Below are 8,048 nucleotides of genomic sequence, written 5' to 3' on the forward strand. Positions count from 1 at the left end.
CGCCGATCTCGGCCGCGGCCACCGCGTCCGGCAGCAGGGCCGAGCGCAGGCCCAGCCCCAGCCAGTACAGCGGGAACGCCTGGCCGATCCACTGCAACCAGCCGGGCAGCGCGGTGATCGGGTAGAACACGCCCGACACCGCCACCAGGCCCATGATCAGCAGGGTGACGAAGCCGAGGCTCTGGGTGTTGCCGAACACCGCGCCCACGACCGCGCCGATCGGCAGGACCGCGAGCAACCCCAGCGCCAGCACCCATACCAGCACCACCCACGTCGACACCCGGTCGGTCGCCAGGCCGTCGAACAGCAGCAGCGCGGGCACCACGACGAGCGCGAGCACCGCGACCGTCATCCCCGCCTTGCCCAGCACCCGGCCCACGACGTAGGCGAGCAGGCCGTTCGGCGTCGCCTTGGCCCGCAGCAGCGTGCCGTCCTCGCGGTCCATGGTCAGCGCCAGCGCCAACCCCATCAGGCCGGTGAAGACGACGTTCATCGCGAGGATGCCGGGCACCGCCCGCGCGCCGACCGGGAAGTCCAGGCCGGGCACCGCGCCGTCACCGAACGCGAACATCGCGATCAGCGCGACGACCGGCAGCCACAGCCAGCCGATCAGCTCGCCCACGTTGGTCATGGCCTGGGTGAACTCGATCCGACCGCGCCGCAGGCCCGCGCGCACGGCCACCACCCGGGGGTTCACGCGGTCACCAGCTCGGACTCGCGGGCCGACTCGGACTCGCGCACCAGCGCCAGGTACACGTCCTCCAGGTTGGCGCGGCGCACCTCCAGGTCGTCCACCGCCTCGCCGTGCCGGGCGAACAGCTCCCGCACGTAGGCGGTGGAGTCGGCCACGGACAGGACGTGCTCGACCCCGTCCAGCCGGTACCTCACCTCCGCCTCGCCCGCGATCCGCGCGGCCAGCTCCGCCGCCGTGCCGTCCGCGACCACCCGGCCGGACACCAGGACGACGATCCGGTCCGCGAGCTTCTCGGCCTCGGCGAGGTCGTGGGTGGTGAGCAGGATCGCCGTGCCGGTCAGGCGGCGCACCAGCTCGTGGAACCCGCGCCGCGCCTCCGGGTCGAAGCCGACCGTCGGCTCGTCCAGGAACAGCAGGTCGGGACGTCCGACCAGGCCGACCGCGACGTCCAGCCGCCGCCGCTGACCGCCGGACAGGGTGCCGACCCGCCGGTCCGCGTGGTCGGTCAGCCCGACGAGGCCGAGCAGCTCGTCGGGGTCGAACACCTCCTCGCGGTAAGGCCCGTAGAACAGGCCGAGGTAGGACAGCAGCTCGCGCACCCGCCACCGGCCGTGGTCCCGCCACGACTGGAGCACCACGCCCAACCTGGCCCGCCACGCCTCGTCACCGTCGTCCGGGTCCACCCCGAGCACCCGGACCTCGCCGTCGGAACGCTTGCGGAAGCCCTCCAGGATCTCGATCGTCGTCGTCTTGCCCGCGCCGTTGGGGCCCAGCAGCGCCACCACCTCGCCCGGTTCGACGGTGAGGTCCACGCCCTTCAACACCTCGGTCGAGCCGTAGCTCATGCGCAGTCCCCGCGCGTGCACCACCGACGGTTCCCGCTGGTTGTCACCGGTTTTCATGCCTTCAACCGTATCGTTGAAGTACCCTGTTTAAGCTTTCGCGGAGTTGTCCGGCACGGGTACCGGACAACCCTCAAATTCCCGTTGAACCCGTGGGGGATCGTCGTGGCGCTTCGGCCGGTGGACCTCGCCCGCGCGGCGGGCATCTCGGCGCAGCAGGTGCGCAACTACCTCGCCGCCGGCGTGCTGCCGCCGGCGACGCGGTCCCCGGCGGGCTACCGCGTGTTCGACGAACGGCACCGGCAGGCGTTGACGACGTACCGGGCGCTGGGTCGGGGGTACGGGTGGGACGCCGCCAAGGCCATAATGCGCGCGATCCACGCCGGCACGCCCGAGGTGGCGCTGGAACGGGTGGACGCCGAGCACGCGGCGGCGCACGAGCAGCGCCTGGCGTTGCGGGCGACGGCGGCGGCGCTGGAAGCGGTCGCCCGGGAACCGGCCACCGGGCAGCCGCCGGACACCGTGCCGCGCGGCGGGCTGCGGGTGGGCGACGTGGCCGGGCGGCTGGGCGTGCGGCCGTCCGCGCTGCGCGTGTGGGAGGCGGCGGGCCTGCTGCTGCCGGGGCGCGACACCGACGGCCACCGCCGCTACGGCCCGACCGACGTCCGCGACGCGCGCCTGGTGGCCACGCTGAGGCAGAGCCGCTACCCGCTGCCGACGATCAAGCCGATCATGGACGAGTTCCGCAGCTCCGGCGGCGCGGACGCGTTGCGCGCCGCCATCACGGCGAGGGAGGCGGAGCTGGGCCGCCGGGCGCTGGCGATGCTGGCCGCCGGCAGCGCCCTGCACGACTACCTGGTCAACCCCGCCTCGTAGGCCAGGATCGCCGCCTGCACCCGGTTCCCCACGCCCAGGCGTTGCAGGATCGCGCTGACGTGCGCCTTCACCGTGCCCTCGACCACGGCCAGGCGTCGCGCGATCTCCTGGTTGGACAGGCCCTCCCCCACCAGCGCCAACACCTCGCGCTCGCGGGACGTCAGGCCGGCGACCCGCCTGCGGGCGTCGTCGTGGCGGCCCAGGCGACCACCGCGCAGGTCCGCCACGACGCGCTGGGCGATCTTCGGCGACAGGTACGCCGCGCCCCCGGCCACCGCCCGCACGCCGATCAGCAGCTCCCTCGGGTCGGCGGCCTTGAGCAGGAACCCGTCGGCGCCCTCGTCCAACGCCCGCGCCACGTACTCGTCCTCGTCGAACGTCGTCAGCACCACCACCGCGACCTCCGGCACGACCCGGCGCAGTTCGACGGCGGCGCCCAGGCCGTCCAGGCGGGGCATCCGGATGTCCAGCAGCACCACGTCCGGCCGGTGCTCTTGCGCCAGCTCGACCGCGGCACGCCCGTCCGCGGCCTCCGCGACGACCTCGATGCCGGGGTCGGTCTCCAGGATCGCCCGCACGCCCGCGCGGACCATCGCCTCGTCGTCAGCGAGCAGGACCCGGATCACGCGCCACCTCGCAGCGGCAACCGCGCCTCGACGGTGAACCGGCCGTCCGCCGCGCCCGCGCTCACCGTGCCGCCGAGCAACCCGACCCGTTCCGCCAAGCCCGCCAACCCGCTGCCTTCGCCGGACTCCCCGTCGGTGTCGAGCGGGACTTCGTTCACCACCGTCACCTCCACTTCCCCTGCCGCCTGTGCCACCCGCACGGTCACGGACGCGCCGGGCGCGTGCCGGGCGGCGTTGGTCAAGGCCTCCTGCACGACCCGGTGCACGGCGCGGTCCACCAGCGGCGGCAGCGGCGTCGTGTGGCCGGTCCGGTCGAAGACGACGGGCAGACCGGCCCGCGCCGCCCGTTCCACCAACGCCTCCACGGACTCGTCGGGCGGTTCGACCGGCGTGCCGCCGTGCTCGCGCAGCACGCCGACGGTGTGCCGCAGCCGGTCGGTGGCCGTCACCGCCGACTCGCGCAGCCCGGCCGCGGCCCGGCGGTCCTGCTCGGTGGCCGCGGTCAGCTCCAACGCGCCGGCGCGCAGCGCGATCAACGCCAGCTCGTGCCCGAGCGAGTCGTGCATGTCCGCCGCGATCCGGGCCCGCTCGCGCAGTCGCGCGCGGTCCGCCACGAGCCGCTGCGCCCGTTCCAGCTGCACGATCCGCTCCCGTCCCGCCTCGACCAGCTCGGCCTGCTGCCGCCGGAACCGACCGGCGAGCCACGGCAGCACCACGCACAGGCCGAGGCTCGCCAACGCGCCGACGCCCTCCCACACCCGCACCGCCGCGATCACCAGCCCGGCCGCCGCCACCGCGCCCACCACCAGCTCGCCGCGGCGCACCGGCAGATTCCTGCCGACCAGGTACGCCACCACCGCGAGCACCACGTACGACGACTGCCGCCACGCCGGCAGGACGTCCGTGCCCACGCCGTTGGCCAGCCCCGCGAGCGCGACGACCGCCAGCACCGCGCCGTTCCGCATGGCCCGAACCCTACCCACCGCTCCTCAGTGGACTGTCGTGCGCAACCGCAGCAGGCGTGCGACCGCGGTCGCCACCCCGGCCAGTGCCACCACGAGCGCCGCGATCGTCAACGGCGCGGCGAAGTAGGTGAGCTGCTCCCACGTGACCGTCCGGCCGTTCGTCAGCACCGAGATCAGGTCGGGGTAGGCCGTGAACGCCACCGCCGGCAGGAGCAGCGGCACGAACCGCACCCCCACCCGCCACGGGGACGCCCCCGCACGACGCCGCGCCCACCGCGCCGACCGCCGCACGCCGAGCACGCCCAGCGCGACGGCGGCCACCGTGACGAGGCCCAGCCCCAGCTCCAACAGCTGCCGCGTACCGCCGAGGGATTCCGGCTGCCGTCCCTCGCTCAACGCGATCAGGCCGTTGAGGACGTCGTACGTGTCGTCCTGCAACGACGCGCTGTTGGCCAGCACCGCGAACCCGTAGCCGGTCCCGGGCACGATCCCCTGCACGGCCGTGTAGGTGAACAGGTTGCCGGAGTGCAGCAGCGTGCCGCCCTCGGGGATCCAGCCCATCGCGTACTCGTCGACCGTGGACGACGTGTGCATCGTCCGCAGCCCCTCGGGTGACACGAGCTGCACGCCGTCGCCGTTCTGGCTGATCAGCCACCGGCCCATGTCGGCGGCGGTGGTGATGACGCCGCCCCCGCCGCTGGAGTCGAGGAAGCCGGGCAGCTCGGGTCGGCTGATCCAGGCCCCGAACACCGAGTTGTAGCCGTCGGCCGGCTGGACCACCCGTGCCGACGCCGCGCTGCGCGTCATGCCGAGGGGCCGGAACACCCGCTCCCGCAGGTACTCGTCGAACGACCGGCCGCTCGCCACCTCCACCAGGCGTGCGGCCAGGTCGTAGTTGACGTTGCAGTACTCGTAGTGGGTGCCCGGGTCGGCGGCCAGGGTGCCCGGCGCCAGGCCGGAGGTGTACTCCGCCAGCGAGGTGGCCGATTCGAGCGCCGTCACGTCGATCGTGGTGTCGGAGAAGCCGGACGTCTGGTTGAGCAGGTGCCGAACCGTCACCGCCCCGGCCCGCGGGTCGGCCATGGTGAAGCCGGGCAGTTGGTCGGCCACCGGTCGGTCGAGCGCGATCCGGCCGTCCTCCACGAGCGTCATGACGGCCATGGCGGTGAACGACTTGCTGACCGACGCGATCCGCATGGGTGTGTCCGCGGTGACCGGCGTGCCGTCGGAGCTCTCGCCGTAGCCGGCGGCGTGGACGACGCGGTCGTCGTGCGTGACGACGACGGACAACCCCGGCAACCCGGTGTCGTGCAGGACTTCGCGGAGGTAGTCGTCAATGGCAGCCGACGTCGGCTCGGCATGGGTGGCCTGGGCGGCCTGGGCGGCTTGGGCGGCTTGGCCAGTCACCCCAACCGAACCGCACAACGCCACCGCCACCACCACCGCGCCGATCAATGTGATCCTCATGCCGGTGACCGTATGAACCGTCGGCGTCCCCAAACATCGTGCCGCAGGCGAGGACCACCTTTGACGAAAGTAAGGGGTCACCTCGCCTCCCACCCTCCACACATCCAATGGAATTCACCTAAACCGACGAACCGTGCAACCACAGCCAACCCCAACCGCATTTCTTCCGTTAGCCGGAGAAAAACGGTCGGCCCGGCGGCGAGGAGTCATGTGCCCACACCGCGCACCGCGCACCGCGCACCGCGCACCGCGCACCGCGAATCGCGAATCGTGCAGCCAGGCCCACTGGACAACCGAAGCGAGCGGTCAGGCCCGCCGCGTGGCTGGACCGCGCGGTCGCGGCTCGCCACGCGGCCGGAGCGTGCGGTGAGGTCCGCTGGACAGGCGGAGCGTGGGGTCAGGTCAGTTGGGCGGGCGGAGCGAGCGGTCGGGCTCGCCGCATGGCTGGATCGCGCATGGCTGGATCGCGCATGGCTGGATCGCGCATGGCTGGATCGCGCATGGCTGGATCGCGCGGCCGGAGCGCGTAGTCGAGGTAGCCGCACGGGCGGAGCGCGCGGTTAGGGTCGCCGCATGGCAGGTCGCGTGGAGTCGGAGCTGCTGGCCGGGGTCGCGCGGTTCGCCGGGCCGGTCCGCGGGGTCAGCGTCACGCTGATCAGCGCGTTCGGTGTGCTGGCCGTGCCGACCCATGCGCTGCCGCTCGGGCTGGGGTTGTTCGGCCTCATGCTGGTGGGCGCGGTGGCGGACTTCGGGGGGCCGCGGGTTGCGCTCGGGTTGGCCGTTGTGCGGGTGGTGGCGTTGTGCGCGGTCCAGGGGCAGGTGGGCGGGGCTGGGCAGTGGACGCTCAACGTGCTGACCATCACCGCGATCACGGTGCAGTGGGAGTGGCCGTTGGAGGTCGCCGTGCCGACCACCGCCTTGCTGCTGGCCGTGCACCTGATGGCGGTCGGTTGGGACGGCACGGTGGTGTTGCGGGTGGTGATCGAGTGCGTGCTGGCCCGGTTGGCGTTCGGGCTGGTGCGCCGGTCGTCGCGGCGGGTGGATGAGTTGCGTGCGACGCGTGCGGCGTTGGAGCGGGCCGAGGCGGTGGCGGTGGCGCGGCGGGCGCGGGAGCGCGAGTACCTGGCGTTGTTGCACGACACGGCGTCGGCGACGTTCCTGATGGTCGCGGTGCACGGGCACCAGGCCGATCCGGCCGAGGTTGCCGGGTACGCGCGCCGGGACCTCGATCTGCTCACCGGCGCGTCGAGTGTGGCCGGGGACGGGGAGGCGGCCGACGGTCCGGTCTCCGAGGCCGCGAGTGGCAGGCAGGGGAACGTCGAGCAGATCCGCGCGACCGTGAACGACAGCCCGGTGGAGGTCGGGGCGGCACTCAGGGTGGTGGTGGAGCGCAGTCCGGTGGACGTCGACGCACGGTGGGAGGGGGTGCTCGTGCCGGCTTCCGTGGCGTTGGCCCTGGTCCGCGCGGTGCGGGAAGTGTTGAGCAACGTCGAGCGGCACGCGGGGACGGGGGTGGCGGAGTTGTCCGTGCGCGCGGTCGGTGGCGGGGTCCGGGTGGTGGTGGCGGATGCGGGACGGGGGTTCGACGTGGATGCGGTGTCCGAGCACCGGCGGGGGTTGCGCGGTTCGGTGGTCGAGCGGATGGCGGCGGTCGGGGGATGTGCTCGGGTGACGTCCCGGCCGGGGCGGACGGTGGTGCGGTTGGAGTGGCCCTGTGACTGATGTCGGAATGGTCCACGCCGGAGCGACTGATGCCCGAACGACTGACGGCGAGGAGGCTGAAGGCGGAGAGGCCGAGAGCGGAGAGGTGGACGGCGGGGCGCAGGTGTTCGCGAGCATGAGGTTGGTGCTGCTCGGTGTGGCGGCGGTGGTGCAGGTGGGGTTGGGGCTCGCGCCCCTGCTCTCGTACGACCACCACCCGGCGGCTCGGGTCGCGTTCGCCGTGACGGCCTTGGTGACGGTGTTGTGCGCGGTGTGGGTGGTGCGGCGCAAGCCGTTGCCGCCGACCGTGGTGGTGGGTGGTGTGGTGGCGGTGTTGCTGGCGTCCTCGGTGGCCACGGGGGCGTTGCCGCCGCACGCGCACTTCGGTCCGGCGCACTGGTCGTACGGGCTGGTCGGGTGGCACCTGCTGCTGTTGCTGCTGGACCGCGTCCCGGCGCTGCTCGCCGCGCAGGCCCTGCACGTCGTGCTCAGCGTCGGCCAGTGGCTGCTCGACGGGACGCCGGACCGGGCCGCGGTCGGTGGTGCGGGTGTGGTCGTGCTGAGCGTGACCAGCTTCCAGCTCGGTGTCCTGGCGATGTCCCGGTTCCTGGTGCGCAGCGCGCGCCAGGCCGCGGAGGTCGCCGCCGAGCAGGAGCGCGCTGCGACGCGCACGGCGTTGGCCGAGCAGTGGGAGCAGGACTTGCGGGCCGGGTTCGCCGGGCAGCTCGGGGCGACGCTGCCGCTGCTCGCGGACCTCGCTGACGGTGTGCTGGACCCGCGGGCCGACGACACCCGGCGGCGGTGCGCGCTCGCGGCCACGCAGTTGCGCCGGTTGTTCGCGGAGAACGACGACGTGCCGGACCCGGTGGTGCACGAG

The 8,048-nt window shown here is 73.4% G+C and carries 8 protein-coding genes; 3 read left to right on the forward strand and 5 right to left on the reverse strand.

Going from position 1 to position 8,048, the window contains the following annotated elements:
* Both AB0G02_RS22910 and AB0G02_RS22915 read right to left on the reverse strand, forming a co-directional pair.
* Window positions 1–697, reverse strand: a 697-nt coding sequence (locus AB0G02_RS22910; protein ID WP_360797506.1) for an ABC transporter permease, incomplete at its 3' end; no start/stop codon positions are given.
* A complete protein-coding gene (locus tag AB0G02_RS22915; RefSeq protein WP_360797507.1) occupies window positions 694–1,596 on the reverse strand; it encodes an ABC transporter ATP-binding protein in 903 nt (300 codons plus the stop codon). The genes AB0G02_RS22910 and AB0G02_RS22915, both read right to left, overlap by 4 nt.
* Window positions 1,597–1,701: 105 nt before the next feature.
* On the opposite strand from AB0G02_RS22915, the gene AB0G02_RS22920 reads away from it, so the two are divergent.
* Complete coding sequence (locus tag AB0G02_RS22920) at window positions 1,702–2,412, forward strand: MerR family transcriptional regulator (RefSeq protein WP_360797508.1); 711 nt, start codon at window positions 1,702–1,704, stop codon at window positions 2,410–2,412.
* On the opposite strand, the gene AB0G02_RS22925 is transcribed toward AB0G02_RS22920, so the two are convergent.
* Genes AB0G02_RS22925 through AB0G02_RS22935 form a run of 3 tightly spaced genes read right to left on the reverse strand, consistent with a single transcriptional unit; the run spans window position 2,388 to window position 5,470 of the window.
* Window positions 2,388–3,038: a response regulator transcription factor gene (locus tag AB0G02_RS22925; protein ID WP_360797509.1), complete on the reverse strand. Its 651-nt coding sequence runs from the start codon at window positions 3,036–3,038 to the stop codon at window positions 2,388–2,390. The genes AB0G02_RS22920 and AB0G02_RS22925 overlap by 25 nt on opposite strands.
* Window positions 3,035–4,003, reverse strand: coding sequence for a histidine kinase (locus AB0G02_RS22930; protein WP_360797510.1), 969 nt, complete (start codon window positions 4,001–4,003; stop codon window positions 3,035–3,037). The genes AB0G02_RS22925 and AB0G02_RS22930 overlap by 4 nt, the downstream gene beginning before the upstream one ends.
* A 24-nt stretch (window positions 4,004–4,027) precedes the next feature.
* Window positions 4,028–5,470: a serine hydrolase domain-containing protein gene (locus AB0G02_RS22935; protein ID WP_360797511.1), complete on the reverse strand. Its 1,443-nt coding sequence runs from the start codon at window positions 5,468–5,470 to the stop codon at window positions 4,028–4,030.
* Window positions 5,471–6,043: 573 nt separating this feature from the next.
* Here AB0G02_RS22935 and AB0G02_RS22940 point away from each other — a divergent pair.
* Window positions 6,044–7,192 carry an ATP-binding protein gene (locus AB0G02_RS22940; RefSeq protein WP_360797512.1) on the forward strand — a complete coding sequence of 383 codons (1,149 nt, stop codon included), beginning with the start codon at window positions 6,044–6,046 and terminating at the stop codon, window positions 7,190–7,192.
* A 115-nt stretch (window positions 7,193–7,307) separates the two neighbouring features.
* A partial coding sequence (locus tag AB0G02_RS22945; protein WP_360797513.1) for a hypothetical protein occupies window positions 7,308–8,048 on the forward strand: 741 nt, incomplete at its 3' end.

It is taken from the genome of Actinosynnema sp. NPDC023658 (genome assembly GCF_040639995.1).
Taxonomy (GTDB): Bacteria; Actinomycetota; Actinomycetes; order Mycobacteriales; family Pseudonocardiaceae; genus Actinosynnema.